The 24872-nt window shown below is 56.8% G+C and carries 29 protein-coding genes; 28 read left to right on the top strand and 1 reads right to left on the bottom strand.

Going from position 1 to position 24872, the window contains the following annotated elements; translation table 11 throughout:
• The first annotated feature begins 7 nt into the window (after nucleotides 1-7).
• The 23 genes from AC1P02_RS20640 to AC1P02_RS20530 all read left to right on the top strand — a co-directional run bounded on the left by AC1P02_RS20640 (nucleotide 8) and on the right by AC1P02_RS20530 (nucleotide 21728).
• Nucleotides 8-1927: a flagellar hook-length control protein FliK gene (locus AC1P02_RS20640; protein WP_485183208.1), complete on the top strand. Its 1920-nt coding sequence runs from the start codon at nucleotides 8-10 to the stop codon at nucleotides 1925-1927.
• A 57-nt stretch (nucleotides 1928-1984) separates the two neighbouring features.
• Nucleotides 1985-2503, top strand: a complete 519-nt coding sequence (gene fliL, locus AC1P02_RS20635; RefSeq protein ID WP_404297618.1) for a flagellar basal body-associated protein FliL — start codon at nucleotides 1985-1987, stop codon at nucleotides 2501-2503.
• Between the two features lie 9 nt (nucleotides 2504-2512).
• The gene (gene fliM / locus AC1P02_RS20630; RefSeq protein WP_005319319.1) at nucleotides 2513-3583 is read left to right on the top strand and encodes a flagellar motor switch protein FliM; all 1071 of its coding nucleotides are present in this window, start codon (nucleotides 2513-2515) and stop codon (nucleotides 3581-3583) included.
• Nucleotides 3584-3632: 49 nt separating this feature from the next.
• Entirely contained in the window at nucleotides 3633-4025 is a 393-nt protein-coding gene (gene fliN / locus AC1P02_RS20625; RefSeq protein WP_017412373.1) for a flagellar motor switch protein FliN, read from the top strand.
• Between the two features lie 61 nt (nucleotides 4026-4086).
• The gene (gene fliO / locus AC1P02_RS20620) at nucleotides 4087-4470 is read left to right on the top strand and encodes a flagellar biosynthetic protein FliO (protein WP_087755272.1); all 384 of its coding nucleotides are present in this window, start codon (nucleotides 4087-4089) and stop codon (nucleotides 4468-4470) included.
• On the top strand, nucleotides 4457-5236 hold the full coding sequence (gene fliP / locus AC1P02_RS20615) for a flagellar type III secretion system pore protein FliP (RefSeq protein ID WP_265452649.1): 780 nt from the start codon (nucleotides 4457-4459) through the stop codon (nucleotides 5234-5236). Before fliO ends, fliP begins: the two co-directional genes overlap by 14 nt.
• Before the next feature lie 27 nt (nucleotides 5237-5263).
• Nucleotides 5264-5533, top strand: a complete 270-nt coding sequence (gene fliQ, locus AC1P02_RS20610) for a flagellar biosynthesis protein FliQ (protein WP_005319310.1) — start codon at nucleotides 5264-5266, stop codon at nucleotides 5531-5533.
• Nucleotides 5534-5612: 79 nt separating this feature from the next.
• Nucleotides 5613-6410 (top strand): flagellar biosynthetic protein FliR, encoded by a 798-nt coding sequence (fliR, locus tag AC1P02_RS20605; RefSeq protein ID WP_005319307.1) that lies wholly within the window; start codon nucleotides 5613-5615, stop codon nucleotides 6408-6410.
• Nucleotides 6411-6496: 86 nt separating this feature from the next.
• Entirely contained in the window at nucleotides 6497-7627 is a 1131-nt protein-coding gene (gene flhB / locus AC1P02_RS20600; protein ID WP_485183203.1) for a flagellar biosynthesis protein FlhB, read from the top strand.
• Nucleotides 7628-7734: 107 nt separating this feature from the next.
• Entirely contained in the window at nucleotides 7735-9837 is a 2103-nt protein-coding gene (gene flhA, locus AC1P02_RS20595; protein ID WP_042468828.1) for a flagellar biosynthesis protein FlhA, read from the top strand.
• 16 nt (nucleotides 9838-9853) lie between these two features.
• Nucleotides 9854-11272 (top strand): flagellar biosynthesis GTPase FlhF, encoded by a 1419-nt coding sequence (gene flhF / locus AC1P02_RS20590; RefSeq protein WP_021138444.1) that lies wholly within the window; start codon nucleotides 9854-9856, stop codon nucleotides 11270-11272.
• Entirely contained in the window at nucleotides 11265-12149 is an 885-nt protein-coding gene (locus AC1P02_RS20585; RefSeq protein WP_034523505.1) for a MinD/ParA family protein, read from the top strand. Before flhF ends, AC1P02_RS20585 begins: the two co-directional genes overlap by 8 nt.
• Nucleotides 12142-12861, top strand: a complete 720-nt coding sequence (locus tag AC1P02_RS20580; protein WP_005319297.1) for an RNA polymerase sigma factor FliA — start codon at nucleotides 12142-12144, stop codon at nucleotides 12859-12861. The genes AC1P02_RS20585 and AC1P02_RS20580 overlap by 8 nt, the downstream gene beginning before the upstream one ends.
• A 123-nt stretch (nucleotides 12862-12984) precedes the next feature.
• Entirely contained in the window at nucleotides 12985-13356 is a 372-nt protein-coding gene (gene cheY, locus AC1P02_RS20575; protein ID WP_425267348.1) for a chemotaxis response regulator CheY, read from the top strand.
• Nucleotides 13357-13368: 12 nt separating this feature from the next.
• Nucleotides 13369-14109, top strand: a complete 741-nt coding sequence (locus AC1P02_RS20570) for a protein phosphatase CheZ (protein WP_005319293.1) — start codon at nucleotides 13369-13371, stop codon at nucleotides 14107-14109.
• A gap of 11 nt (nucleotides 14110-14120) precedes the next feature.
• On the top strand, nucleotides 14121-16289 hold the full coding sequence (locus AC1P02_RS20565) for a chemotaxis protein CheA (RefSeq protein WP_485183199.1): 2169 nt from the start codon (nucleotides 14121-14123) through the stop codon (nucleotides 16287-16289).
• Nucleotides 16290-16321: 32 nt separating this feature from the next.
• A complete protein-coding gene (locus AC1P02_RS20560; RefSeq protein ID WP_021140838.1) occupies nucleotides 16322-17437 on the top strand; it encodes a protein-glutamate methylesterase/protein-glutamine glutaminase in 1116 nt (371 codons plus the stop codon).
• 2 nt (nucleotides 17438-17439) lie between these two features.
• Nucleotides 17440-18177 carry a flagellar motor protein gene (locus tag AC1P02_RS20555; RefSeq protein WP_034524367.1) on the top strand — a complete coding sequence of 246 codons (738 nt, stop codon included), beginning with the start codon at nucleotides 17440-17442 and terminating at the stop codon, nucleotides 18175-18177.
• 2 nt (nucleotides 18178-18179) lie between these two features.
• Nucleotides 18180-19097 carry an OmpA family protein gene (locus AC1P02_RS20550; RefSeq protein ID WP_485183197.1) on the top strand — a complete coding sequence of 306 codons (918 nt, stop codon included), beginning with the start codon at nucleotides 18180-18182 and terminating at the stop codon, nucleotides 19095-19097.
• 4 nt (nucleotides 19098-19101) lie between these two features.
• The gene (locus AC1P02_RS20545) at nucleotides 19102-19896 is read left to right on the top strand and encodes a ParA family protein (RefSeq protein ID WP_011898511.1); all 795 of its coding nucleotides are present in this window, start codon (nucleotides 19102-19104) and stop codon (nucleotides 19894-19896) included.
• Nucleotides 19893-20765 (top strand): chemotaxis protein CheW, encoded by an 873-nt coding sequence (locus AC1P02_RS20540; RefSeq protein WP_485183194.1) that lies wholly within the window; start codon nucleotides 19893-19895, stop codon nucleotides 20763-20765. Before AC1P02_RS20545 ends, AC1P02_RS20540 begins: the two co-directional genes overlap by 4 nt.
• A gap of 69 nt (nucleotides 20766-20834) precedes the next feature.
• Nucleotides 20835-21323, top strand: a complete 489-nt coding sequence (locus AC1P02_RS20535; protein WP_005298836.1) for a chemotaxis protein CheW — start codon at nucleotides 20835-20837, stop codon at nucleotides 21321-21323.
• 18 nt (nucleotides 21324-21341) lie between these two features.
• On the top strand, nucleotides 21342-21728 hold the full coding sequence (locus AC1P02_RS20530; RefSeq protein ID WP_043134707.1) for a DUF2802 domain-containing protein: 387 nt from the start codon (nucleotides 21342-21344) through the stop codon (nucleotides 21726-21728).
• Here AC1P02_RS20530 and AC1P02_RS20525 read toward each other — a convergent pair.
• A complete protein-coding gene (locus AC1P02_RS20525; protein WP_155601922.1) occupies nucleotides 21723-21878 on the bottom strand; it encodes a hypothetical protein in 156 nt (51 codons plus the stop codon). The genes AC1P02_RS20530 and AC1P02_RS20525 overlap by 6 nt on opposite strands.
• A 14-nt stretch (nucleotides 21879-21892) precedes the next feature.
• Between AC1P02_RS20525 and ccmA the strand changes: the two genes are divergently transcribed.
• The 5 genes from ccmA (at nucleotide 21893) to ccmE (ending at nucleotide 24802) form a co-directional block, all read left to right on the top strand.
• Nucleotides 21893-22528 (top strand): cytochrome c biogenesis heme-transporting ATPase CcmA, encoded by a 636-nt coding sequence (gene ccmA, locus AC1P02_RS20520; protein ID WP_485183183.1) that lies wholly within the window; start codon nucleotides 21893-21895, stop codon nucleotides 22526-22528.
• Between the two features lie 4 nt (nucleotides 22529-22532).
• The gene (gene ccmB, locus AC1P02_RS20515; RefSeq protein ID WP_485183181.1) at nucleotides 22533-23201 is read left to right on the top strand and encodes a heme exporter protein CcmB; all 669 of its coding nucleotides are present in this window, start codon (nucleotides 22533-22535) and stop codon (nucleotides 23199-23201) included.
• Nucleotides 23202-23364: 163 nt separating this feature from the next.
• A complete protein-coding gene (locus AC1P02_RS20510; protein ID WP_005319261.1) occupies nucleotides 23365-24105 on the top strand; it encodes a heme ABC transporter permease in 741 nt (246 codons plus the stop codon).
• 2 nt (nucleotides 24106-24107) lie between these two features.
• Nucleotides 24108-24314: a heme exporter protein CcmD gene (ccmD, locus tag AC1P02_RS20505; protein ID WP_058395683.1), complete on the top strand. Its 207-nt coding sequence runs from the start codon at nucleotides 24108-24110 to the stop codon at nucleotides 24312-24314.
• Nucleotides 24311-24802, top strand: a complete 492-nt coding sequence (ccmE, locus tag AC1P02_RS20500; protein WP_005319256.1) for a cytochrome c maturation protein CcmE — start codon at nucleotides 24311-24313, stop codon at nucleotides 24800-24802. Before ccmD ends, ccmE begins: the two co-directional genes overlap by 4 nt.
• The last annotated feature ends 70 nt before the right edge of the window (nucleotides 24803-24872 follow it).

The following is a 24872-nucleotide window of genomic DNA, read 5'->3' as shown; positions in this document are numbered from 1 at the left end:
CTTCATCATGATGCAGACACTGTTAACCAATACCCCCTCCGCTTCGGCTGCGACTCCTGCCGATAAAAACGCGCCGCTCATCTCATCGTCCGATAAAGGTGATCAGGCCTCGCAGAGCGATCTGAAGGGGGGCTTTTCCGAGGAGATGGTCAAGGCTCAGCAGACGGATAAGGCAACTGGTGCCAGGCAGGGCAGCAAAGTGGCTGCCGATGAGCAAGTTGCCCCTGATCCGCTCGCCAAGGAAAAGGTCGTCACTGACAAGGGGGAAGGTCGCAAGCATGGTAATGCCAAATCTTTGGCGGATACCACAGGGGAGACGGCCGCCACGGACGGCAAGGAGAAAAAAATGGAAGAGGCTGAGAGCAGTGCCTCTCCCATTGATTTCTTGCAGCGTCTGCAAGACGCCCTCAAGCAGGATACCAGTCTCGTCTCCCCCGCCGTTCTCAACCTTGCCCCGGCTGTGGAAGGTGACGGCAATATGTTGCCGCAAGAAGGTGAGGCCAGCGCATCTGCCGATGCGCTGGCGCTTGACGGCAAACAAGGTGATGGCAAGCTTGCCGCGTCCAGAGACGCCGCCTTGCTGGTGCAACAGGCGGCCAGCCTGCTCAAAGGGGCTGATACAGGGGCCGCGGCTGCAAACGATGAAACGCCCGCCACCGAAGCCGTGGATGGGGATACGTCCGCTGCCATGTCGGCTGAGCTGAAGGGTGATGAAAAGGGCAAAGACACGGCGAGTGCCGACAAGGGCGGCAAGGCCGCACTTTCCGGTGCTGAACGGACCGCCTTACTGAGCAAGGTGTTGCCGCCCGAAGCGGTGGAAAAGGTTGCCAAAGGCGAGGGGAATAATCCTGTCGAGGCTGATGGCAGCCCCAAACCCGCCATCCCCCCTATGGGTCACAAGGAGGGGACTGAAAAGCCATCGCCCCTGCACACCATGAATCAGGCCGTGCCTGCTCAGGCGGGTGCCACCAGGGCGTTTGAAGAGGGATTGGGCCGGGCCGACAGTGACACTACAACCTCGACCGATGCCGCACAGACCCAGGCTGTCACTGAAGAGGGTGAGCAAGCCAAGGCTGCCCCTGCCGCCAAATCAGATAGCCAGGCTGTTGTATCCAGCATGGCGACAGGCGCTCAGACGACACCGGTTGCACACGCTGCCGAGCCCGTATTGACGGCGCCGCAACAGGCGCTGGCCAGCAGTGAATCACAAGGGCCGCAAGCATCATTGAACGCCTTGTCGGCCGGTCTCAAGCAGATGGAAGCGAGTGATTCGCCCAAGACCAAGGCGGACGTCAAACTGGATGTGAAGCAGAAAGTGGCCGAGCTTGGCAGACACAGCGCTTTGGGCACAGAGTCTACTACCCAGGACAACAACCACAGCCAGCAGGTGCAGCAGAATAGTCAGCCCCAGGCCGTGAACAATGACAGCAAGCCGACCACCGACATATCGGCGCGGCGTGATCCCCAGCATTTGGCTCACCTCAAGCTGGCCAGTCCGGAGACCCCTGCCCAGTTGCATCAGAAGGTAAATCTGATGCTGACGGACAAGTTGCAGCAGGCGGAGATCCAGCTCGATCCCCTGGGTCTTGGCAAGATGAAAATCCAGATCCAGATAGGATCCGACAACCAAGCCAACGTGCACTTTGTGGTGCAGCATGGGCAGACTCGCGAAATGCTGGAGCAAGCCATGCCCCGCCTGCGTGATATGCTGGCCGGACAGGGCATCCAGCTTGGTCAGACTCTGGTACAACAACAGCCACAGCAGCAGTCTCAGGGACAGTCCGCTTTTTCCGGCCAGGGCCAGTCAGGTCAACATGGCAGCGGATCGTTTTCTGAAACGGGCCAAACTGAGGCAGAGGTCACGGCGGCAGGCAGTCGTTTGTCGATGGAATCGACAAACGACGCCGGAATTGATTTCTATGCTTGATGCCAGCCTGAGTAAGTTTATGATATCGAACAAGTTTGAGACTAGGGTGGACAAGGGATGGCAGATGACAACGAACTGACGCTTAAAGATCCGGCGGCAGGCAAGAAAAAGAAGCTGATCATGATCATCGCCCTGGCAGTGATAGTGCTGGCGGGTGGCGGTGCTGGTGCCTGGTTCATGCTCTCCGGCTCTGACAAGCCGGCTGCGGATGCTGCTGCCGAGGGGGCAGATGTCAAGCCGAAAGATACGGCACCGAAACCTTCGCTCTATGTGGGCATGCCGCGTCCCTTCGTGTTCAACGTCTCGGGCGGGCAGCGGGATCGGCTGGTGCAGATCAAGGTGCAGCTGATGGTGCGTGGCACCGCCGACGAGAACCTGGCCAAGCAAAATATCCCCCTGATTGAAGGCACCTTGCTGCGGATTTTCAGTGCCGCCACCAGCGAGCAGCTGATGACCTTCGAAGGCAAGGAGAAGCTGCGCAAGGATTCACTGGAAGAGTGCCGTCGGGTACTGGGTGACCTGGTCTCTTCCCCCGTTATCGAACAAGTGCTGTTTACCGGCTTTGTAATGCAATAAGGGTGAAGCGTGAGCGATCTGTTAAGTCAGGACGAAATTGATGCCCTCTTGCACGGTGTCGATGATGTCGAAGAGGAAGAGATAGGCGCAGCGGGGGATCCCGGTGTTGCCCAGTTTGACTTCTCCTCCCAGGACCGCATCGTCCGTGGCCGTATGCCGACCCTGGAGCTGGTGAACGAGCGCTTTGCCCGTCACATGCGGATCAGCCTGTTCAACATGATGCGCCGCACCGCCGAGGTTTCCATCAACGGCGTGCAGATGCTCAAATTCGGCGAATACGTACACACACTGTTTGTGCCGACCAGCCTGAACATGGTGCGTTTCCGTCCGCTCAAGGGCACGGCACTCATCACCATGGAGGCCCGACTGGTCTTCATCCTGGTGGAAAACTTCTTTGGCGGCGATGGTCGCTACCACGCCAAGATCGAGGGTCGCGAGTTCACACCCACCGAGCGCCGCATCATACAGATGCTGCTCAAGCTGGTATTTGAGGATTACAAGGACGCCTGGGCCCCCGTCATGGACGTGGGCTTCGAATACCTCGACTCCGAGGTGAACCCTGCCATGGCCAACATCGTCAGTCCCACCGAGGTGATAGTGGTGAGCTCCTTCCACATCGAGCTCGATGGGGGTGGCGGTGACTTTCACGTCGCCATGCCTTACTCCATGCTGGAGCCCATCCGCGAACTGCTGGATGCCGGTGTGCAGAGCGACAAGGGTGACACTGACGTACGCTGGAGCAAGGCGCTGCGCGACGAGATCATGGACGTCAAGGTCGAGCTCAGAGCCAAGCTGCTGGAGACGGATCTGACACTGCGCGAGCTGATGGAGCTCAAGCCCGGTGACATAATCCCGGTGGAGATGCCTGAGAACCTGCTGGTCTACGTGGAAGATTTGCCCACCTTCCATGCCAAGATGGGGCGGACCAAGGATAACGTGGCCCTCAAGATTACCGACAAACTCAAGCGCCCTGAAGGGGTCAAGACAGAGATGCATCTGGTGACCCGGGGCGGCATACGTATCGATGGTGAGGCCGAGCTGGAAGAGCTCGAGCGCAGCATCGAAGATCAACAGCGATAATCGACAGTCTGTCACGACAGATGGTCACGAATTAGCATAAGGAAGCAAGATGAGCGGAACTGATGAAGAGGATCTGATGGCGGACGCCTGGGCAGCCGCACTGGAAGAGCAGGTGATTGCCGAAGCCAAACCCGCTCCCCTTGAGGAGCTCACCGATGACGCCCCCATCAGTGCCGAGGAGCGGCGCAAACTCGATACCATTCTGGATATTCCGGTCACCATCGCCATGGAAGTGGGCCGCAGCCAGATCAGCATCCGCAACTTGCTGCAACTGAACCAGGGCTCTGTGGTGGAGCTGGATCGGGTGGCGGGTGAGCCGCTGGACGTGCTGGTCAATGGCACCCTGATCGCCCACGGCGAAGTGGTGGTAGTGAACGACAAGTTTGGTATTCGTCTGACCGATGTCATCAGCCAGATTGAAAGGATCAAGAAACTCAAATGACCAGCACCATTGCGCTGACCGAGGTCATCATCACTCAGGCCGACAGGATCCAGAAACTAATATGATCCGCGCGTTCCTGTTACTGCTGTTGTCCCTCCCTGCACTGGCCAGCCCCGGCGCGGGAGCCAATCCTCCCAGCCTCACCTCCTGGTTGCTCTCCAGCCTGATGGTGATCGGCCTCATCCTGGTGCTGGGCTTTCTGCTCAAGAAGAGCAAGATAGCCACCGCCATGGGGGGCGGTCAGATGCGTGTCATCGCCAGCCTGCCTGTGGGTTACAAGGAGAAGCTGCTGGTAGTCAAAGTGGGTGAACAGCAGTTGTTGATCGGGGTGACACCGCAGCAGGTCAATTTTCTCTATCGCCTGGATACGCCGCTGGACGAGAGCCAGCCCCAGGCGTTTTCCCAGCAACTTGGCAAATTGATGGGCAAACATGAAAAAAGCTAACGGCTTGAGGTTACCAATGGGGTTGCTGGTCGGCCTGTTATCAACGCTGGTGCTGTTCTCGCCGCTGGCGCTGGCCCAGGATGGCATGTCGGCCGTGACCATCAAGACCCTGGCGGATGGCAGTCAGGAATACAGCCTGACCCTGCAAGTGCTGGCGCTGATGACGGCGCTCTCTTTCTTGCCTGCGGTTGTCATCATGATGACCTCGTTTACCCGCATCATCATAGTGCTTGGCATATTGCGCCAGGCGATCGGTTTGCAGCAGAGCCCCTCCAACCAGGTGTTGATCGGCATTGCCCTCTTCATGTCGTTTTTCATCATGTCCCCCGTGCTGGATCGTATCAACGACGAGGCGCTGCAACCCTATCTGGCCGAGACCATTCAGGCCAAGGAGGCACTGGAGAAGGCCGAACTGCCCATCCATCAGTTCATGCTCTCCCAGACCCGGATAAAGGATCTCAATACCTTCATGGAAATCGCCGACGTGCAGGTGGATAAACCCGCCGAGGTGCCACTGCGAGTGCTGATCCCGGCGTTTGTGACCAGCGAGTTGAAGACCGCCTTCCAGATAGGCTTTATGCTGTTTTTGCCCTTCTTGGTGATCGATCTGGTGGTAGCCAGTATCCTGATGGCCATGGGTATGATGATGCTGTCACCCATGCTGGTTTCCCTGCCATTCAAGCTGATGCTGTTCGTCATGGTGGATGGCTGGAACCTGATACTGGGCTCTCTGGCCAACAGTTTCGGCCTGGGCGCCGGTGGTTAAGTCGGACAAACGCAAGGAGCAAGCAGCATGAGTCCGGAAACCTTTGTCGACGTATTCCGTGAGGCACTCTGGCTGGTGACTATCATGGTGTGCGCCGTGATTTTACCGAGTTTGATGATAGGTCTGGTGGTGGCCATCTTTCAGGCCGCTACCTCCATCAACGAACAGACCTTGAGCTTCCTGCCTCGTCTCATCGTCACCCTGTTTGCACTGGGGGCGGGGGCACACTGGGGCTTGCAGAGCCTGATGGATTTCTTCCTGCTGATGGTGAGTCAAATTCCCGAGGTGGTGGGATGATGCACTCCACGACGCGGCCAGGATTGCCGTCTGACAACCCACTGCTGCTGGTATGTCTGCAGGCTTCCGAGGCGGCAGTATGACCTATACAACCGCTCTTATCATGGAGTGGTTGTCTTCCATCCTCTGGCCGTTGGCGCGGGTGAGCGGTCTCTTGATGGTGATGGCGGTGTTTGGCAGTCGGCTGACGCCAGCCCGGATCCGCATCGGGCTGGCGCTGGCACTGACCTTCATGATCGCCCCCTTGTTGCCTCCCATGCCCAAGGTTGAGCTGTTCTCCGTCGGCAGTTTTCTGGTGTTGACCCAGCAGCTGCTCATCGGCATTGCCCTCGGCCTGATGACCCAGTTTCTGATGGAGAGCTTCGTGATGGCCGGCCAGGTCATCGCCATGCAGACCAGTCTGGGCTTTGCGACCCTGGTGGACCCCATGAATGGCCAGTCTGCCCCTGTGGTAGGCCAGTTCTACCTGATGCTGGCAACTCTGGTGTTTCTGGCGGTAGATGGTCACCTCATCATGCTGCGCATGGTAGTGCTGAGTTTCGAGACTTTGCCGGTCTCCGATGCCGGGCTCACCCTGCCTGCCATCCGCAGTCTGGTCGGTTTTCTGGGGATCATGTACCAGGCCTCTCTGGTGATGGCGCTGTCGGCCATAGTCGCGCTGCTGCTCATCAACTTTGCGTTCGGTGTCATGACCCGGGCAGCCCCCCAGCTCAATATCTTCAGTATCGGTTTTGCGGTCAGCATGATGTCCGGTCTCTTCATCCTCTGGCTCACCATAGGCGGTTTTCTCGGTCACTTCGATTCCATGTGGGAGCGGGTGCAGGAGACCAGCTGCGAGCTGATTAATGTCCAGTGCTTCGGTGATCAGAATGGTTGATTGCGCGTGGCTTGATACCGAACAGCTTCACTTCCTCTGGAGGCGAGTGCCGCTGAGCTGCGTCCGGCGTTGCGGAGGTCAGCAAGATGGCTGATACCGATCAGGAACGTACCGAACAACCCACGGGCAAACGACTGCAACAGGCCCGGGAAAAAGGGCAGATTGCACGCTCCAAGGAGCTGGGTACCGCCAGCGTCCTGCTGGCAGCCGTTTTCGGTCTGCTGATGGTCAAGGAGAGTCTGGCCGGCGCCATGGTCAAGATCCTCACCATTGGCTTTACTCTGGACCGGGATCAGGCTTTTGATCCCAACGCCATGGGCGCCATGTTGCCGGCCTTGCTAAGGGAGCTTGTCTATCCGCTTGGCCTGCTGTTCATGCTGGTGGCCATAGCGGCTTTCGTCGGCAATACCCTGCTGGGGGGGATGAATTTCTCCTCCGAGGCCATGATGCCAAAGTGGAGCAAGCTGAGCCCGCTCAGCGGCATCAAGCGGATGTTCGGGGTGCAGTCCCTGATCGAACTGGTCAAGTCCATTGCCAAGGTGGTCTTCATCAGTTTGTTTGCCTGGTGGATGTTGTCGAGCCAGTTCAACCATCTGCTCAACCTCTCCATGGAGGGGTTTCCCGGGGGAATCATAGATGCGCTGGACCTGCTGCTGTGGATGCTGATCATCCTCTGTTGTGCTCTCATCCCCATAGTGGCCATAGATGTACCCTTCCAGACTTGGAACCACACCCGCCAGCTCAAGATGACCAAGCAGGAAGTGAAAGACGAATTCAAGGACAGCGAAGGTAAACCCGAGGTGAAGGGACGGATACGGCAGTTGCAGATGCAGATGGCGATGCGACGCATGATGGGAGATGTGCCAAAGGCAGACGTCATCATCACCAACCCGACCCACTACTCGGTGGCGCTCAAATACGACATTGCCAAGCCGGGTGCAGCGCCCAAGGTAGTCGCCAAGGGAACAGATGAGATCGCAATGAAGATCAGGGAGATAGCCAGGGAGTACAAGATCCCCATCATGCCGTCCCCGGCACTCACCCGCGCCATCTTTCACTCCACCGAGATTGGGCACGAAATCCCGGAAGGCCTGTTTGCCGCCGTGGCTCAGGTGTTGGCTTATATTTATCAGCTCAAAAAATTCCGTCGTGGCAGCGGCCGGCGCCCCAATCCGATCTCCAAGGATCTGCCCATTCCGCCCGAATTTCGAAAATGACAAACTTCTGACGCAGTCAAAATAAAATCATTTAAAATCAATGCATTGAATTGTTGGCTTGATGTTTGCTTTAATCTGACACCAGCAGTTTAAGATTGAGAAAAACGATGAAATTCCAGGCATCATTGGGCCGATTGAAAGAGCACAGGGGATTGCTGACCAAGGGGGTGGGGACACCGCTGCTGGTGCTGGCGTCTCTTGGTATGGTCGTGCTGCCCATCCCGCCGCTGATGCTGGATGTCCTCTTCTCCTTCAATATTGCGCTTTCCATCGTGGTCTTGCTGGTCGCCGTCTATACCCGCCGCCCTCTCGAATTTGCTGCCTTTCCAACCGTTTTGCTGCTCGCTACCTTGCTGCGCCTGGCGCTCAACGTGGCGTCAACCCGGGTGGTCTTGCTGGAAGGTCATAATGGCAGCGCTGCAGCCGGTCATGTGATCGAGGCGTTCGGCAACGTGGTGATCGGCGGCAACTATGCGGTCGGTATCATCGTCTTTACGATCCTGATGATCATCAACTTTGTGGTCATCACCAAGGGTGCGGGGCGGATCGCAGAGGTGAGCGCCCGTTTCACCCTGGATGCCATGCCCGGCAAACAGATGGCCATCGACGCGGATTTGAACGCTGGTCTCATCAACCAGGAAGATGCCAAAAAACGTCGTCAGGATGTGACCCAGGAAGCCGACTTCTACGGCTCCATGGACGGTGCCTCCAAATTTGTGAAAGGGGATGCTATCGCGGGCATCATGATCCTCTTTATCAACATCATCGGCGGTTTCATCATCGGCATGATGCAGCACCAGCTCACCTTTGGTGAAGCGGCTGAAATATATACCCTGCTTGCCATTGGTGACGGTCTGGTTGCTCAGATCCCCTCCCTGCTGCTCTCCATCGCCGCCGCCATCATAGTGACCCGGCAGAATACGGATCAGGACATGGGCACGGCGGTACTGGGTCAGTTGTTTGACAATCCCAAGGCACTGACCATCTCGGCCGGCATCCTGCTGATGATGGGGCTGGTTCCCGGCATGCCACATTTTGCTTTCCTGAGTCTGGGAGCCATCTCTGCCACCGGAGCCTGGTGGCTGCTGCGCCGTGAGAAACGTGCTGCGGCCAAGGCCGCCAAGGGCGAGCTGATGCCGGCTACTTCAGAGCAGCCTCATGAGCAGAAAGAGCTGAGCTGGGACGATGTGATGCCGGTGGATATTATCGGGCTGGAGGTGGGCTATCAGCTCATCCCTCTGGTGGATCGCAATCAGGGTGGTGAACTGCTCAGCCGGATCAAAGGGGTGCGCAAGAAACTTTCTCAGGAGCTCGGCTTTCTGGTTCCTGCCGTACATATTCGGGACAATCTGGATCTGGCGCCCAATCAATACCGCATCACCTTGATGGGGGTCAGTACCGGCGAGGCCAATGTTTACCATGATAAGGAGATGGCCATCAACCCGGGCCAGGTGTTCGGCCAGATCCAGGGCATTGCCACCCGGGATCCCGCCTTCGGGCTGGAGGCGGTGTGGGTCGCCAAGGAGCAGGTCTCCCAGGCGCAGACCCTGGGTTATACAGTGGTGGATACCGCGACAGTGGTCGCTACCCACTTGAGCCAGATCCTCTCCAACCATGCCGCCTTGCTGCTGGGACATGACGAGGTGCAGCAACTGCTCGACATGATAGGGAAGCACCAGAGCAAACTGGTGGAAGGATTGGTTCCCGAGGTCATCAGCATGGGTAACCTGGTGAAGGTATTGCAGAATTTGCTCAATGAAGGCGTGCCAATCCGTGATATGCGCACTATCCTGCAGACCCTGGTGGAATATGCCCCGCGCAGCCCGGACCCGGAAGTGCTCACGGCCGCCTGCCGTATCGCCCTGCGCCGCCTGATAGTGCAGGAGATTGCCGGCCCGGATCCCGAGTTACCGGTGATCACATTGTCGCCAGAATTGGAACGTATATTGCATCAATCCCTGCAGGCAGGGGGTGGTGATGGCGCTGGCATAGAGCCGGGCCTGGCGGAGCGGATGCAGCGCTCGCTGGTGGAAGCCACTCAACGACAAGAACTGGAAGGCCAACCGGCCGTGCTTCTGACATCAGGGATACTGCGCAATACCCTGGCGAAATTTGTCAAGAATGCCATTCCTGGATTACGCGTTCTGTCTTATCAGGAAGTGCCTGATGACAAGCAAATCCGCATCGTCAGTGCGGTAGGACAGAACTAGTTAGCGGAGATGACGGGTGAAGATTAAGCGGTTTTTTGCCAAGGATATGAGAACGGCGCTGGCTGAGGTCAAGGAGACTCTCGGGCCCGATGCCGTCATCATGTCCAACAAGAAAGTCACCGGAGGGGTGGAGATAGTCGCTGCTGTCGATTATCAATCCCAGGTTCCGGGACCCAAAGATGCGCCGGTTCGCCGTCAGTTGAACGATGAGAGCGTCAATATCTCGTCTGCCGGACGGCAGATGACGCGCCCTGTGCCCACCCCGGCCAAGGAACAGAACGAACACTATGCCGATACCCTGGCCGCGCTGCTGGCACGCCAGCAGAAGCTGAATCCATCCAACCCGGCCGGTCTCAACGGTGGGGCCCCGATGGCTGCTGCCGGATCCGCGCCTCGCACCCTGGCCGAACAGGGCCAGTGGGGAGCGGCGCCCGAGCCCGCCAAGCCCAAAGCCAGAGTGGCGACCCCGGGTCGCGCTCCCCAGCCTGCGCCGCGAGAGCAGGAGATGGAAGGGATGCGCAAGGAGATGGCCAGCATTCGCAAGCTGCTGGAGCACCAGATCTCCGGACTGATGTGGCAGGAAGTGGAACGCCGTGAACCTATGCGGGCCCTGCTCATCAAGGAACTCAAGAAGATAGGCTTTGATGATGCGTTTGCCGATCAGCTGGCGGGCCTTATCCCTGAGGATATGTCCATCCATCAGGCCATGGCCCAGTTGGCCGAGGTGCTGACCGCCCAGCTCAAGATCAGCGAAGACGACATTTTACGACAGGGTGGGGCGGTTGCCCTGCTCGGACCGACCGGGGTGGGCAAAACCACCACCATCGCCAAACTGGCGGCACGGTTTGCCATGAAGTATGGCGCCGAGCAGGTGGCGCTCATCACCACGGACAACTACCGGATTGGTGCCCATGAACAGTTGCAGACCTATGGTCGCATCATGGGGTGTCCGGTTCGGCAGGTGCGTGATGCCGAAGAGCTGGCCAATGCGCTTTATCAGTTCCGCCATCGTCGGCTGGTACTCATCGATACCGCAGGGGTCGGGCAGCGGGATATACGGCTGACCGAGCAGCTCGATACCCTGGTCAAGAATGCCAAGGTTCGCATCCGCAGCTACCTGGTGATGTCAGCCACTTCCCAGCGTCGAGTGATGCAGGAGGCGGTAGACCATTTCCGGCGTATTCCATTAAGCGGCTGCATACTTACCAAATTGGATGAGAGTCTGAATCTGGGCGAAGTGATTAACGTGTGTATCCAGAATGCATTGCCCATCAGCTATATCACTGATGGACAAAGGGTTCCGGAAGATATTCAAGTTGCCAATGCGGCGCAGCTCGTCGGGGCTGCCATGGGCTCGCTGGAGCAGGAAACAGAAGAACCCTATTTCTGGGGGGCAGGCTTTGGCGAGGCCGAAGATTCGGAGTTTTATGAGTAACATACATATGGATCAGGCGAGTGGTCTGCGCAAAATGCGTCAAAACAATCGAGTAAAAGTGATCGCCGTTTCCGGTGGCAAGGGTGGCGTGGGCAAGACCAACGTGACCCTGAACGTGGCGGGTGCCATGGCCGCCCAAGGCAAACGGGTGATGGTGCTGGACGCCGACCTTGGCCTTGCTAACGTTGACGTCATGCTGGGGCTGCGGGTACACCGCAACCTCTCCCATGTGCTGGCCGGCGAGTGCACCATAGACGACATCATAGTCGAGGGGCCCTACGGCATGATGATAGTGCCGGCGACATCAGGTACCCAGTCCATGGTGGAACTCTCCCCGGTGCAGCATGCCGAGCTTATCCGCGCCTTCAGCGAGATGAAGACTCAGGTCGATATCCTGATGGTGGATACGGCGGCGGGCATTTCCGAGATGGTGCTGAGTTTCACTCGCGCCGCTCAGGACATCATGATAGTGGTGTGCGACGAGCCTACCTCCATCACGGATGCCTATGCGCTGATCAAGATCCTCTCGAAGGATCACGGCGTGTTTCGCTTCAAGGTGGTGGCCAACATGGTGCGCAGCCTGCGCGAAGGGCAGGAGCTCTATGCCAAGCTGACCCGTGTAACCGATCGTTTTCTGGACACCTCGCTGGAGCTGGTGGCCTGCGTGCCTTACGACACCAACTTGCGGGCTGCCGTGCGCAAGCAGAAGCTGATTGTCGAAGCCTTCCCCAAGTCACCTGCAGCGCTGGCGTTTCGCGCCCTCGCCAACAAGGCGGCAAGCTGGCCCATTCCTAACCAACCCGGCGGTCATCTCGAATTTTTCCTGGAAAATTTGCTGCAAAAGCCGGTCATAGCACAGGAAGGTTCCCGTGAATAAAGCCCAAGCGTACTTGCGTCATCAGGATTCCTATGTGCTGGTCGAGCGTCATGCTCCACTGGTGAAGCGGATTGCCCAGCATTTATTGGCTCGCCTGCCAAGCAGTGTCTTGCTGGATGACCTGATCCAGGCAGGTATGATTGGGCTGCTCGAAGCTTCCCGCAATTTTGACGGCAGCAAGGGCGCCAGTTTTGAGACCTACGCCGGGATCCGCATTCGTGGCTCCATGCTCGACGAGATTCGGCGGGGCGACTGGGTGCCGCGTTCCGTGCATCGCAACAGCCGTGCCATCGCCGAAGCCATCGAAAATGTTGAACAAGCGCATGGCCGTGATGCCCGCGATACCGAGGTGGCGGTCCAGATGGGGGTCAGTCTCGGTGAGTATCACACCATGCTGCAGGATGTCTCCTGCGGCAAGATCATCGGTATCGAGGACCTGGGGGTCAGCGAGGATGTGATTGGTCATCCCGACGATGCTGGAGGCAACAGTGGTTTTGACGAACTGGCAGCCGAGCGTTTTCAAGGTGCTCTTGCCGAACACATTGGACGCTTGCCGGAACGGGAAGCGTTGGTGCTCTCCCTTTACTACGATGAAGAACTGAACTTGCGTGAAATAGGCGAGGTATTGAACGTAAGTGAGTCTCGTGTGAGCCAGATACACAGTCAGGCGATGCACAGATTACGCGCTCGTTTAAGAGATTGGCATGTATAAGTGTTTGTACTAGCTACACTGAAACAAAACTCTAAGGCATAATCCGCAAAACAAAACCTGCGATCTGCATCATGTAAGTGAGCCGCTATGGCGGCTATTTAGGAGGGAATTTTGGACAAGAACATGAAAATCCTCATTGTTGACGATTTTTCAACGATGCGCCGGATTATCAAGAACTTGCTGCGTGACTTGGGATTTAACAATACCCACGAAGCAGATGACGGCAACACGGCCTTGCCAATGTTGAAAAATGGTGATTATCAGTTCGTGGTCACCGACTGGAACATGCCCGGTATGCAAGGTATCGACTTGCTCAAGGCGATTCGCGTCGATGACAAACTCAAGCATCTGCCGGTGCTGATGGTAACGGCTGAAGCCAAGCGCGAACAGATCATTGAAGCCGCCCAGGCGGGCGTCAATGGCTATATCGTCAAGCCTTTCACCGCTGCAACGCTCAAAGAGAAACTCGACAAAATCTTTGAACGAATCGGCTAAGGAGCAGCAGGGATGAAGGCCAAAACGAGTGCAATGATTTCGCTCGATCAGGCAAGGATGCTTGTTGCCCATCTTGAGCAAGGCGAATTTGAACAGGCCGATACCATCATTGCTGATGCATGTGCCCCCAATGCCGCCGCTCTCTTTGACAAAGTGGGTCAACTGACCCGACAACTGCATGATTCCCTACAGGATTTCCGGCTGGATCCGCGGATCCCCGACCTGGCGACCCATGATATTCCCGATGCACGGGAGCGTCTCAGCTACGTTATCGACATGACTGATAAGGCAGCCAACCGCACCATGGATGCGGTGGAAGCCAGCCTGCCGATTGCTGACCGGCTCAATGACAATATTCAGCTGGTTCTGCCCAACTGGAATGCCCTGATGAGCAGGGACATGAATGTTGGACAATTTAAGTCTTTATGTCACCAACTGGATGATTTTATTAAGGCTTCTGAATCTGATGCCGATAAATTACGGCAACTGCTGACAGAAATCCTGATGGCGCAAGATTTTCAGGATTTGACCGGCCAGATGATCCGCAAGGTCATCAAGCTGGTTCAGGAAGTTGAAACAAAATTAATAGAAATGCTGACTATGTTTGGTGAGGCTGCGGCTGAGCATTCATCTCAACGCCTTCCTGTAAGCGGGATTGAAGCCGAAGGCCCCATCATGAACCCTGAGACGCGTTCCGATGTGGTCAATGGTCAGGATGATGTGGACGATCTGCTGTCTAGCCTGGGATTCTAATGGAGTGACGCATGGCCTTCGAAGTTGATGAAGACATACTGCAAGACTTTTTGGTCGAAGCATCCGAAATATTGGAACAGTTGTCCGAACAACTGGTCGACTTGGAAAAGCGACCCGATGACAAGAATCTGTTGAATGCCATATTTCGAGGCTTTCATACCGTTAAAGGCGGCGCCGGTTTTCTCTCTCTGGGAGAATTGGTAGACGTCTGTCACGGTGCCGAAAACGTGTTCGACATCTTGCGCAATGGCAAGCGAACCGTCACTGCCGAGTTGATGGATGTCATTTTGCAGGCACTGGACGCCATCAATGTGATGTTCGCCCAGGTGCAGAATCGCGAACCACCAAGCCCTGCCTCCGCTGAAATCCTGCATGATCTGCATGAGCTCTGCAAGCCCGAGGGGCAAGAGCAGCTGCTGACTGCCTCCGCTGGCAATAATGCCCCTGTCCAGGGGGAAGAACCGGTTGAGACTGCTGTCGTGGTTTCCGAACCCGAGGCGGTTGCTGCACCATTGCCCGTCAATGGTGGCGGCTCCATCGATGAAATCTCTGCCGATGAGTTCGAGCGTTTGCTCGATGAATTGCATGGTGCTGGCGGTGCGCCGACCCCGGTTGCCAATTCCATATTGACCGGCACCGGTGACATCACCGACGACGAGTTCGAAGCCTTGCTCGATCAGTTGCATGGTCAGGGTCAGCATAGCGGCGCCCTCGAGGTCAACCCCTTGACGTCGGTACAAAAAGAAGTCGACGAACTTATCGATGACGATGAGTTCGAGCGTCTGCTTGATGAGCTGCATGGTCGTGGCCAGGGACCGAAAACCAGTATCACGCCACCTGCAGCACCGGTAGCAGCCGCCCCAACACCAGCAGCTCCGGTGAGCGCAGCCCCTGCGGCCAAGCCGACGCCTGCGCCGACACCAAAACCCGCAGCCGCGCCGACTGTTGCCGCAAAACCGGCCCCAGCCCCCGTCAAACAACCGTCAGCACCCGCAGAAAATGCAGTGCAAAGCGATACCACGGTTCGGGTAGATACCAAGACATTGGACGTCATCATGAACATGGTGGGTGAGCTGGTGCTGGTTCGTAATCGTCTGGTGAGCCTCGGCATCGCCAGCAACGATGAAGATATGTCAAAAGCGGTTGCCAATCTGGACGTGGTGACGGCCGATCTGCAAGGCGCGGTAATGAAAACCCGCATGCAGCCCATCAAAAAAGTATTTGGTCGCTTCCCGCGCGTCGTGCGCGATCTGGCTCGCACTCTCAAGAAAGACATTGAGCTGGTGATGGTCGGGGAAGAGACTGACCTGGATAAAAACCTGGTCGAGGCCCTGGCCGATCCGCTGGTTCACTTGGTGCGCAACTCCTGTGACCATGGGGTCGAGATGCCGGATGTTCGTGAAAAAGCGGGCAAGCCACGTCAGGGCACCATTACCCTGAGTGCCTCCCAGCAGGGTGACCACATCCTGCTTTGTATCGAGGATGATGGTGCCGGCATGGATCCGGAGAAGCTCAAGTCCATCGCTATCAGTCGTGGTGTGCTGGATGCAGACAGCGCGGCTCGTATGAGTGACAACGATGCCTACAACCTGATTTTTGCGCCTGGTTTCTCTACCAAATCAGAGATATCCGATATCTCAGGCCGTGGTGTCGGTATGGATGTGGTGAAAACCAGCATTGTGAGCCTGAATGGCTCCGTCTATATCGATTCAACCTGGGGTAAAGGGACCCGCCTCGAGATCAAGGTGCCTTTGACTCTGGCTATCTTGCCGACGCTGATGGTGGAAGTGGGTGAACAGACGTTTGCCTTGCCGCTGGGGTGTGTGAACGAGATTTTCCATCTGGACCTCAAAAAGGCCAACGTGGTGGATGGTCAGCTCACTATCATAGTGCGTGACAAGGCCATTCCGCTCTTTTATCTGCACAAGTGGCTGGTGAAAGGGACGAACAAGAAATCACGGCAGGATACGGGCCATGTGGTGATAGTGCAGATTGGCACCCAGCAGATAGGTTTTGTCGTGGATAACCTGATTGGCCAGGAAGAGGTGGTGATCAAGCCGCTGGACAACCTGCTGCAAGGAACCCCTGGCATGGCCGGGGCCACTATCACCAGTGATGGTGGTATCGCACTCATTCTGGATGTGCCGAGTCTGCTCAAAGCGTATGCGCGTAGACATTGATAGCTCAGGCCCAAGGAGTTAGAAAAATAACAATGGCAGTCAAGGTACTAGTTGTCGACGATTCGAGCTTCTTCCGCCGCCGGGTCAGTGAAATCATCAATCAGGATCCCATGCTGACGGTGATAGACACGGCCCAGAATGGACGGGAGGCAGTAGACAAAGCGCTGGCTCTGCGGCCTGATGTGATCACCATGGACATAGAGATGCCCGTGATGGATGGCATCAGCGCCGTACGCGAGATCATGGCCAAGTGTCCCACTCCGATCCTTATGTTCTCCTCTCTGACCCATGAAGGGGCCAAGGCCACGCTCGATGCGCTGGATGCCGGTGCTCTCGACTTTCTGCCCAAGAAATTTGAAGACATTGCCCGTGACAAGGATGAGGCGATCCGGCTGTTGCAACAACGGGTCAAGGATATTTCGCGCAAGCGCTTCCTGATGGCGGCACCGGCTCGAGCCAAAGCGCCGGAACCTGCTGCTCGCAGCCCATTGGGCAGTTCGCTGTCACGTCCTGGTGATCGTCAGGCCGAGCCACAGCGGAGTGTGCCGGCGGCGGCGTTCAAGCGCAGTGGCAAGACTTATCAGCTGGTAGCTATCGGTACCTCCACCGGCGGCCCGGTTGCACTGCAAAATGTGTTGACCAAGCTGCCCGCTGATTTTCCTCACCCCATATTGCTTATCCAGCATATGCCGGCGACCTTTACCGCCGCCTTTGCCGCTCGTCTCAATGGCCTGTGCCAGATCGGGGTCAAGGAGGCGGAAGATGGTGATGTACTCAAACCCGGTCATGCCTATCTGGCGCCCGGTGGCAAACAGATGTTGCTGGAAGGGCGTGGTGTCGGTGCCCGTATCCGGATTGTCGAGGGTAACGACAAGGTCAACTACAAACCTTGTGTCGATATTACCTTTGCTTCAGCGGCCAAAACCTATGCCGACAAGGTGCTTGCCATCGTATTGACCGGCATGGGGGCCGATGGCCGGGATGGCGCTCGCCTGCTCAAGGAACAGGGGTCAACCATCTGGGCTCAGGATGAAGCGTCCTGTGTCGTATATGGTATGCCGCAAGCCGTTGCCAAGGCGGGTATCGCCACTGAGTCACTGCCGCTGGATCGGGTGGCACAGCGTATTCTGGTTGAGCTGGGTCGCTAAAGATGGGCATGTTCGGCCTGATCCTGGCGCTGGGAGCCATTGCCATTGCCCAGTTGTGGCATGGCGGCACCCTGCTCACCCTGCTCGATGGCCCCGCCTTTGTCATCGTGGTGGGTGGCACCTGGGGCGCGGTCATTTTGCAGACACCGCGCAAGTATCTGCTTGAAGCCATCAGGCAGTTGCGCTGGATGTTGATCCCTCCTGCCTGGGATCTGCTCAATCAAGCCGAGCGGCTGCAGGGATGGGCTGTGTTTGCCCGCCAGCAGGGACTGTTGGCGCTGGAAAATCAGGCCGATCAGGAGAGTGACGAGTTCACCCGTCAGGGCCTCACCATGATAGTGGACGGGGTATCGATAGAGGATATCCGCATGTTGCTGGAAGCGGACATCGATATCGAGCAGGAGCGCAACGAGCACTCCGCCAGGGTCTTTGAGGCCATGGGGGGATATAGTCCGACCATTGGCATCATAGGTGCAGTGATAGGTCTGATCCAGGCCATGTTCAATCTGGAAGATCCCGCTGCTCTTGGTGCCGGAATTGCCGTTGCCTTTGTTGCCACCATCTATGGGGTCGGCTTTGCCAACCTCTTTTATTTACCGATTGCCAATCGTCTGCGCGCCTTTCACTATCATTACGCTCTGTTTCAGGAGATGACGCTGGAAGGTTTGATGGCGATTGCTCACGGCGAAAATGGCCCGCAGGTTGAACGGCGGTTGAAGGCTTATCTGAAAGGAGAGTAGCCATGCGCAAGCGCTATCGTTTGCACCTGCAAGGTCGAGAGCACCTCGATCGATGGCTGGTTTCCTATGCCGACTATATGACGCTGATCTTTGCTCTGTTCGTGGTGCTCTACTCGGTGGCGCTGGTCAACAAGGACAAGTATCGCGCCGTCATTGATGGCATGACTCAGGCTTTCAGCGTCATGCCGCCACGCAGCGATGGCTTGCTGGAAGGGCAGGGGACATCCCTGTTGAACGGCGAGGTCTCTGCCACATCTGCAGTGCTGGAGAGTGCCAGACAAGACTCCCCTTCGATTGCTCCCATTTCTGGTGTTCCCATCAAGCAAGATGGTACGACTCTTGCGACGATAGATACCCAATTGCAGGAAAACATGGGCTCACTGGTGGAGGCGGGGGTAGTCAAGCTCACGCTGGATGACAACTGGTTGACGGTAGAGCTGAGCTCTGGACTCTTGTTTGGTAGTGGCAGTGCCTTTATGAGCACTAATGCCGAGACTGTGCTCAATACTCTTTCAAGTATTCTCAAACCGGTCGATAACTATGTGAGAGTGCGAGGCTACACAGATAACCAGCAGATAAATAATGAAATTTTCCGTTCCAACTGGACGTTGTCAGCGGCAAGAGCGGAGGCCGTGCTCACGGCTCTCATCGCCAAGGGAGTTGCCCCCCAGCGACTTGCTTACGAGGCCTACGGCGAGTTTTCTCCCTTTACCGAGAATGACAGCGAACAGGGACGTTTACAGAATCGCAAGGTGGTGGTCGCTATTTCCAAGTTCGCCTGGGTGCCACCCGCCCCCGCTCCCGTCAAGCCTGTGACGGTGGAGCCGGTTCCCGCAGTGCAACAGGCAGTCGAGGCAGGCGAGGTCAAGGTGATCACTCTGCCAGGTGGTGGCATACGTATAACAACAAGGCAGGATTGATACAGTGATTGTTTGGACGGTTGCCAACCAAAAAGGTGGGGTCGGTAAAACCACCACAGTGGTCTCGTTAGCCGGTATTCTGGCTCAGCGCGGACAGCGGGTGCTATTGATTGACACTGACCCCCATGCTTCCTTGACTGCATATCTCGACTTTGATTCAGACCGGCTGGACGGCACTCTCTATGAATTGTTTCAGGCTGCCAAACCTACTGCCGAGCTGGTCAATAAACTGACGCTGAGAACCAAATTCGAAAATATCCATCTTCTGCCGGCTTCCATCACATTGGCTACCCTGGATCGGGTGATGGGAAACCGGGAAGGGATGGGATTGGTGATCAAGCGTGCCCTGCTGCGTATTCAGGATCAGTATGACTATGTGCTCATCGATTGCCCGCCGGTGTTGGGCGTCATGATGGTCAACGCTCTGGCGGCCTGTGATCGGATACTGGTACCGGTACAAACCGAATTTCTGGCGCTCAAGGGGCTGGAGCGGATGATGAAAACTTTCGAAATCATGCAACGCTCCAAGCGGGAGAAGTTCCGCTTCACCGTGATCCCCACCATGTTTGACAAGCGAACCCGCGCCTCCCTGATGACCCTGAAGTCCATCAAGGAACAACATGGCGATGCCGTATGGAACGCCGTCATCCCCATCGATACCAAGTTTCGGGATGCCAGTTTGCTCCACATTCCCCCTTCTATTTATTCGCCGAGCAGCCGCGGCACTTATGCCTATGAGACTTTGCTCAACTATCTTGATGCCCAGGAGCGTCAACGTGCTCATGAGGTGACATCATGAGAGACACTACTCAAGTGAGGGCAATGGATGATTACTTCCATTCCCTGTTGCTGGATGAGGTCCTGCTGACGGAGCCGTCAGAAGAGCTTGAACCTGCGCCCGTGATCTTGTTGCAACGCCAGCCTCTGGCTGCTCCCGAGGTAGTCGTTCAACCCTATCTGGAAGCGGATGAACGGCTCGAACAGCTGAGCGAGTTGCTCGCCCAGGTGGGTCAGGTGCAGTTTGAAATGGATGCCCTGAGCCATGAAGAGGTCGTCAGCGAGCCCTTGCAGATCGAGGCTGAAGATGCCTTGTTGCCAGTTGAGCCTGTCTGGCCAGAGGAGATGCCGGCCCCGGCGGTGGTCGAACCGGCAACGTTGGTGATGACAGAAACGACGGTAGAGCTGGCGCCTCAAGAAGCGGTGGCATCATCGACCTGGGAAAATATCGATACCGGCAAGGAATTTCAGGCGCTGTTCTTCGAAGTTGCTGGCGTCACCTTTGCAGTGCCCCTGACCGAGCTTGGCGGGATCCATCAGATGGGCGAAGTCTCGTCGCTGTTTGGTCAGCCCGACTGGTATCGTGGCATCATGACTTCCCGCGAGCAGAAGATGAACGTGGTGGATACCGCGCAGTGGGTGATGCCGGGTCAGCACCTGGAGATACCGGATTACAAGTATCTGATCATGTTGGGTGAATCTCCCTGGGGGCTCGCCTGCCATCATCTGAAAGGCACGGAGTTATTGCATCGTGATCAGGTCAAATGGCGCCATCAGGAGGGTAAACGCCCTTGGCTGGCTGGCATGGTCAAGGAGAAGATGTGCGCCCTGCTGCATGTCAGGGAATTGCTCCTGTTGCTGGAGCGCGGGGTCAACATAGAAGGTCGCTGATAACTTCTGCACTTGTGCTGTTTTATTGCTAGTTTTACCAGTAGACGTTTTCATAAAAGGAATAAAAACATGACAGAAAAGCGCAATATTGCACAGAATCTGGCCGAAGATGAAGTGCTGCAATGGGTCACCTTCCAGCTGGAAAATGAAACCTACGGCATCAACGTGATGCAGGTGCAGGAGGTGTTGCGCTACACCGAAATCGCCCCTGTGCCGGGTGCGCCCGAATATGTGCTGGGTATCATCAACCTGCGCGGCAATGTGGTGACCGTTATCGATACCCGTTCCCGTTTCGGCCTGCCTTCCGGAGATGTGAGCGAGAACTCGCGCATCGTCATCATCGAGGCGGAGAAGCAGGTGATTGGTATCATGGTCGACAGTGTGGCCGAGGTGGTCTATCTGCGTTCCTCCGAGATTGATGCCGCCCCTGCGGTGGGTACCGAAGAGAGCGCCAAGTTCATTCAGGGTGTCAGCAACCGTGATGGTCAACTGCTGATCCTGGTCGATCTGAACAAGCTGCTCTCCGATGAAGAGTGGGAAGATATTGGTTCCCTCTGATAGAAAGGTGATGTTTTGATTATTGAAATAGCTGCCTTGGGGGTGTCCTTGTTGGCGTTGGTGCTGGCCCTGTACGGGGTGATCAGCAGCCGACGTGGCCAACGAGAGTCCGAGGCCAGGGTGGAGACGCTGCAAGGCCAGCTCGAGAGTCTGCGCAAGCAGATGATGGAACTGCACACGGGGGCCATCGGCATGGGCCAGCGTTTGCAGTCGGTCGAAGGGGCCATGCAGCAGGTCAACGATCGCCAGCAGGAGCTGACCCTGCAGGATCCGGAACGCCGCCTTTACAGCCGTGCCGCCAAGATGGTCGAGCTGGGTGCCGACCTCGACGAGGTCATGAACGAGTGCGAATTGCCAAAGGCCGAGGCTGAACTCTTGATTTCATTGCGAAAAGGCCGCTCATAAATCATCGGGAAGGCGCTCGCCTTCCTGATTTTCATCTCCCGCTTTGCGCGCCGAAAAGGCGGGATCTTCCCCACAAATCCTGCTGATAATTGGCATCTTTGAAAAGACGCATTCTAATACTGTGTTAATATGCAGGCCGCCTCTTTTCATCTGATTACATCCTCATGCTGCTTCAAGTTAACAATCTGAGCTGCGTGCGTGAAGATCGCACTCTGTTTGAACACCTCTCCTTTGCGGTGGCTCCCTGCGATCTGGTGCAGATTGAAGGTCCCAATGGCGTGGGCAAGACCAGCCTGTTGCGCCTCTTGACGGGTCTGTCCCAGCCGTTTGCCGGTGAAGTGTGCTGGAATGGCGAAAATATCCGCCACTGTCGCGATGAATATCATGCCAACCTGCTCTATCTGGGCCATCAGCCCGGTGTCAAGGCGGCGCTGACACCGCTCGAAAATCTCGCCTTCTATCAGAAACTGCATCATCCGACCCAAACCGGGGTGGATCTGTGGCGAGTGCTGGCCCAGGTCGGGCTTGCCGGTTTCGAGGACAATCCCAGCGGACAACTCTCCGCCGGTCAGCAGCGCCGGGTGGCACTGGCAAGGCTTTGGCTCAGTGATAAACCGGCGCTCTGGATCCTGGATGAGCCCTTTACCGCCATCGACAAGCAGGGGGTCAAGGTACTGGAACGCCTCTTCCTGGCCCACGCCGAGCGGGGAGGCATGGTGATCCTCACCACCCACCAGGACATGACTCTGATGCAGGGACGGTTGAAGACCCTGTCGCTGACCCCTTTGCTGCAGGAGTAGCTTGATGTTGCGCGCCGTAATCCAGCTTATTCACCGCGAGTTGCTGATGGCTCTGCGCCAGCGCTCCGACATTTTAAACCCGCTCTGGTTTTTCCTGATCGTCATCACCCTGTTTCCCCTCGGCATAGGCCCTGAGCCCAAGCTGTTGGCTCGCATAGCCCCCGGTATCATATGGGTGGCCGCCTTGCTGGCGGCCATGCTTTCCTTTGAGCGGCTGTTTCGGGATGATTTCAGCGATGGGGCGCTTGAGCAGATGATGCTGATGCCTCATCCCCTCGGGCTGCTGGCGCTGGCAAAAGTGATCGCTCACTGGTTGCTGACAGGGCTGCCACTGCTGCTGATCTCACCGCTGCTTGCCATCCTGTTGTCACTGGACATGAACTCCTATCTGGCCGTGGTCGCGACCCTGGCGCTGGGAACCCCTGTGCTGAGTCTGCTCGGGGCCGTCGGCGTAGCCCTGACGGTGGGGCTGCGCAAGGGGGGCGTACTGCTCAGCTTGCTGATCCTGCCGCTCTATATTCCGGTACTGATTTTTGCCACCTCTGCCATCGATGCGGCGGGGATGGGCTTGCCCTATGCTGGCCAGCTCGCTATTTTGGCCGCCATGCTGGTGGGAGCTTTGACCCTGACCCCGCTGGCGGTATCGGCGGCGCTCAGGGTCAGCCTGAACTGACGATGGACATGAGCACAGGGATCCTTATGGGTCATTGTGGAAAAATTATGTTGCGATGGATCAAGAAGAGGGTCGCTTATTGCTTTCGGGGTATTTGATGTCACCCCGAGGTCAGTATGGTAGGCCTCGCCAAACAATTAATAACAAAAAGGTTTTGTGAGCTATGTGGAAATGGTTGCACCCTTACGCTAAACCCGAGCGAGCCTATGGGCTGGCAGGGACCTTGCTGCCCTGGTTTGCCGTGACAAGTCTGCTGTCATTTATCATCGGCACTGTCTGGGGGCTGGCCTTTGCACCGGCCGACTATCAGCAGGGTGACTCCTTCCGGATCATCTATATCCATGTTCCTTCCGCCATTCTCTCCATGGGGGCCTACTCCACCATGGCAGTGGCCGCCTTTATCGGGCTGGTGTGGCAACTGCGAATGGCCGACATGACGGTGGCGGCCATTGCGCCGGTCGGTGCCGTGTTCACCTTTATTGCGCTGTTTACCGGTGCTGCCTGGGGCAAACCCATGTGGGGCACCTGGTGGGTATGGGATGCGCGCCTCACTTCCGAGCTGATCCTGCTGTTTCTCTACCTGGGGGTGATTGCTCTCTACAACGCTTTCAGCGACAAGGTGGTGGCTGGCCGCGCCGCTGGCATTCTGGCACTGGTGGGGGTGATCAACCTGCCCATCATTCACTACTCGGTGGAGTGGTGGAACACCTTGCACCAGGGCGCCAGCATCACCAAGTTTGACAAACCCTCCATTTCCCCCGAGATGCTGTGGCCGCTGCTCATCATGATACTGGCGTTTGCCGCCTTCCTTGGAGCCTTGACCCTGATGCGTTTTCGAAACGAGCTCTTGATGCGGGAGTGGCATCGCCCCTGGGTCATCGATCTTGCCAAGCAGGAGAAGTAAGCATGCACTTTGCCTCTTTCAGTGACTTCATGGCGATGGGCGGTTACGCCTTCTATGTCTGGCTCTCTTTTGGTCTGACCCTGATCTGCCTGGTTGGCATCGTCATTTCCACCCGTATAAAAACCCGCAGCCTGCTTGGCGAGTTGCGTAGCAAGCAGGAGCGAGAGGCCCGCCGCAAGGCGGCCCAGCAGATGGAGAACACCCTATGAACCCGAGACGCAAAAAACGCCTCACCATCATACTGGCGATCAGTGCCGGTTTGGCCGCCGTGATCGGCCTGGTGCTCTATGCCCTCAGCCAGAACATCGATCTCTTCTACACCCCGAGTGAGCTGGTAGAAGGCAAGGGACCGGACAAGATCAAGCCCGAAGAGGGGCAGCGTCTGCGTATTGGTGGGCTGGTGGTACCGGGTTCAGTGCTGCGAGATCAGCAAAGCCTCAAGGTAGCCTTCAAGCTGGTGGATAATGGCGGACATCTGGTGACCGTCGAGTTTGACGGCATACTGCCGGACTTGTTCCGGGAAGGGCAGGGCATAGTGGCCCAGGGTACTCTCAAGAACGCCACTACGGTGGAGGCGTTCGAGGTGCTGGCCAAGCACGATGAAAACTACATGCCGCCGGAAGTGGCCGATGCCACCAATGGTATGCATTTCAAGCCGGAATATACCGAGGCGCAGTTGAAAGGAGCCAAACAATGAGTCTGGCTGCCCGCTCACCGTTTTCATCGTTTCTCACCCGCGCACAGGTGTGTGCTGTAACTCAACCTGA

This window comes from Aeromonas sp. TS_SC_11 (assembly GCF_057318915.1).
Note: the sequence above shows the minus strand (reverse complement) of the source record. Positions and strands in the feature narration are given on the sequence as shown.

Coding starts and splice junctions, on each gene's coding strand:
- ccmE (WP_005319256.1), top strand. CDS start 24,311: ATGAACCCGAGACGCAAAAAACGCCTCACCATCATACTGGCGATCAGT.
- AC1P02_RS20560 (WP_021140838.1), top strand. CDS start 16,322: ATGGCAGTCAAGGTACTAGTTGTCGACGATTCGAGCTTCTTCCGCCGC.
- cheY (WP_425267348.1), top strand. CDS start 12,985: ATGAAAATCCTCATTGTTGACGATTTTTCAACGATGCGCCGGATTATC.
- AC1P02_RS20555 (WP_034524367.1), top strand. CDS start 17,440: ATGGGCATGTTCGGCCTGATCCTGGCGCTGGGAGCCATTGCCATTGCC.
- flhA (WP_042468828.1), top strand. CDS start 7,735: ATGAAATTCCAGGCATCATTGGGCCGATTGAAAGAGCACAGGGGATTG.
- ccmA (WP_485183183.1), top strand. CDS start 21,893: ATGCTGCTTCAAGTTAACAATCTGAGCTGCGTGCGTGAAGATCGCACT.
- fliL (WP_404297618.1), top strand. CDS start 1,985: ATGGCAGATGACAACGAACTGACGCTTAAAGATCCGGCGGCAGGCAAG.
- AC1P02_RS20585 (WP_034523505.1), top strand. CDS start 11,265: ATGAGTAACATACATATGGATCAGGCGAGTGGTCTGCGCAAAATGCGT.
- fliP (WP_265452649.1), top strand. CDS start 4,457: ATGAAAAAAGCTAACGGCTTGAGGTTACCAATGGGGTTGCTGGTCGGC.
- fliQ (WP_005319310.1), top strand. CDS start 5,264: ATGAGTCCGGAAACCTTTGTCGACGTATTCCGTGAGGCACTCTGGCTG.
- AC1P02_RS20565 (WP_485183199.1), top strand. CDS start 14,121: ATGGCCTTCGAAGTTGATGAAGACATACTGCAAGACTTTTTGGTCGAA.
- AC1P02_RS20525 (WP_155601922.1), bottom strand. CDS start 21,878: ATGAAAAGAGGCGGCCTGCATATTAACACAGTATTAGAATGCGTCTTT.
- AC1P02_RS20550 (WP_485183197.1), top strand. CDS start 18,180: ATGCGCAAGCGCTATCGTTTGCACCTGCAAGGTCGAGAGCACCTCGAT.
- fliO (WP_087755272.1), top strand. CDS start 4,087: ATGATCCGCGCGTTCCTGTTACTGCTGTTGTCCCTCCCTGCACTGGCC.
- ccmD (WP_058395683.1), top strand. CDS start 24,108: ATGCACTTTGCCTCTTTCAGTGACTTCATGGCGATGGGCGGTTACGCC.
- AC1P02_RS20570 (WP_005319293.1), top strand. CDS start 13,369: ATGAAGGCCAAAACGAGTGCAATGATTTCGCTCGATCAGGCAAGGATG.
- AC1P02_RS20535 (WP_005298836.1), top strand. CDS start 20,835: ATGACAGAAAAGCGCAATATTGCACAGAATCTGGCCGAAGATGAAGTG.
- ccmB (WP_485183181.1), top strand. CDS start 22,533: ATGTTGCGCGCCGTAATCCAGCTTATTCACCGCGAGTTGCTGATGGCT.
- fliN (WP_017412373.1), top strand. CDS start 3,633: ATGAGCGGAACTGATGAAGAGGATCTGATGGCGGACGCCTGGGCAGCC.
- fliR (WP_005319307.1), top strand. CDS start 5,613: ATGACCTATACAACCGCTCTTATCATGGAGTGGTTGTCTTCCATCCTC.
- flhB (WP_485183203.1), top strand. CDS start 6,497: ATGGCTGATACCGATCAGGAACGTACCGAACAACCCACGGGCAAACGA.
- AC1P02_RS20510 (WP_005319261.1), top strand. CDS start 23,365: ATGTGGAAATGGTTGCACCCTTACGCTAAACCCGAGCGAGCCTATGGG.
- AC1P02_RS20640 (WP_485183208.1), top strand. CDS start 8: ATGATGCAGACACTGTTAACCAATACCCCCTCCGCTTCGGCTGCGACT.
- AC1P02_RS20540 (WP_485183194.1), top strand. CDS start 19,893: ATGAGAGACACTACTCAAGTGAGGGCAATGGATGATTACTTCCATTCC.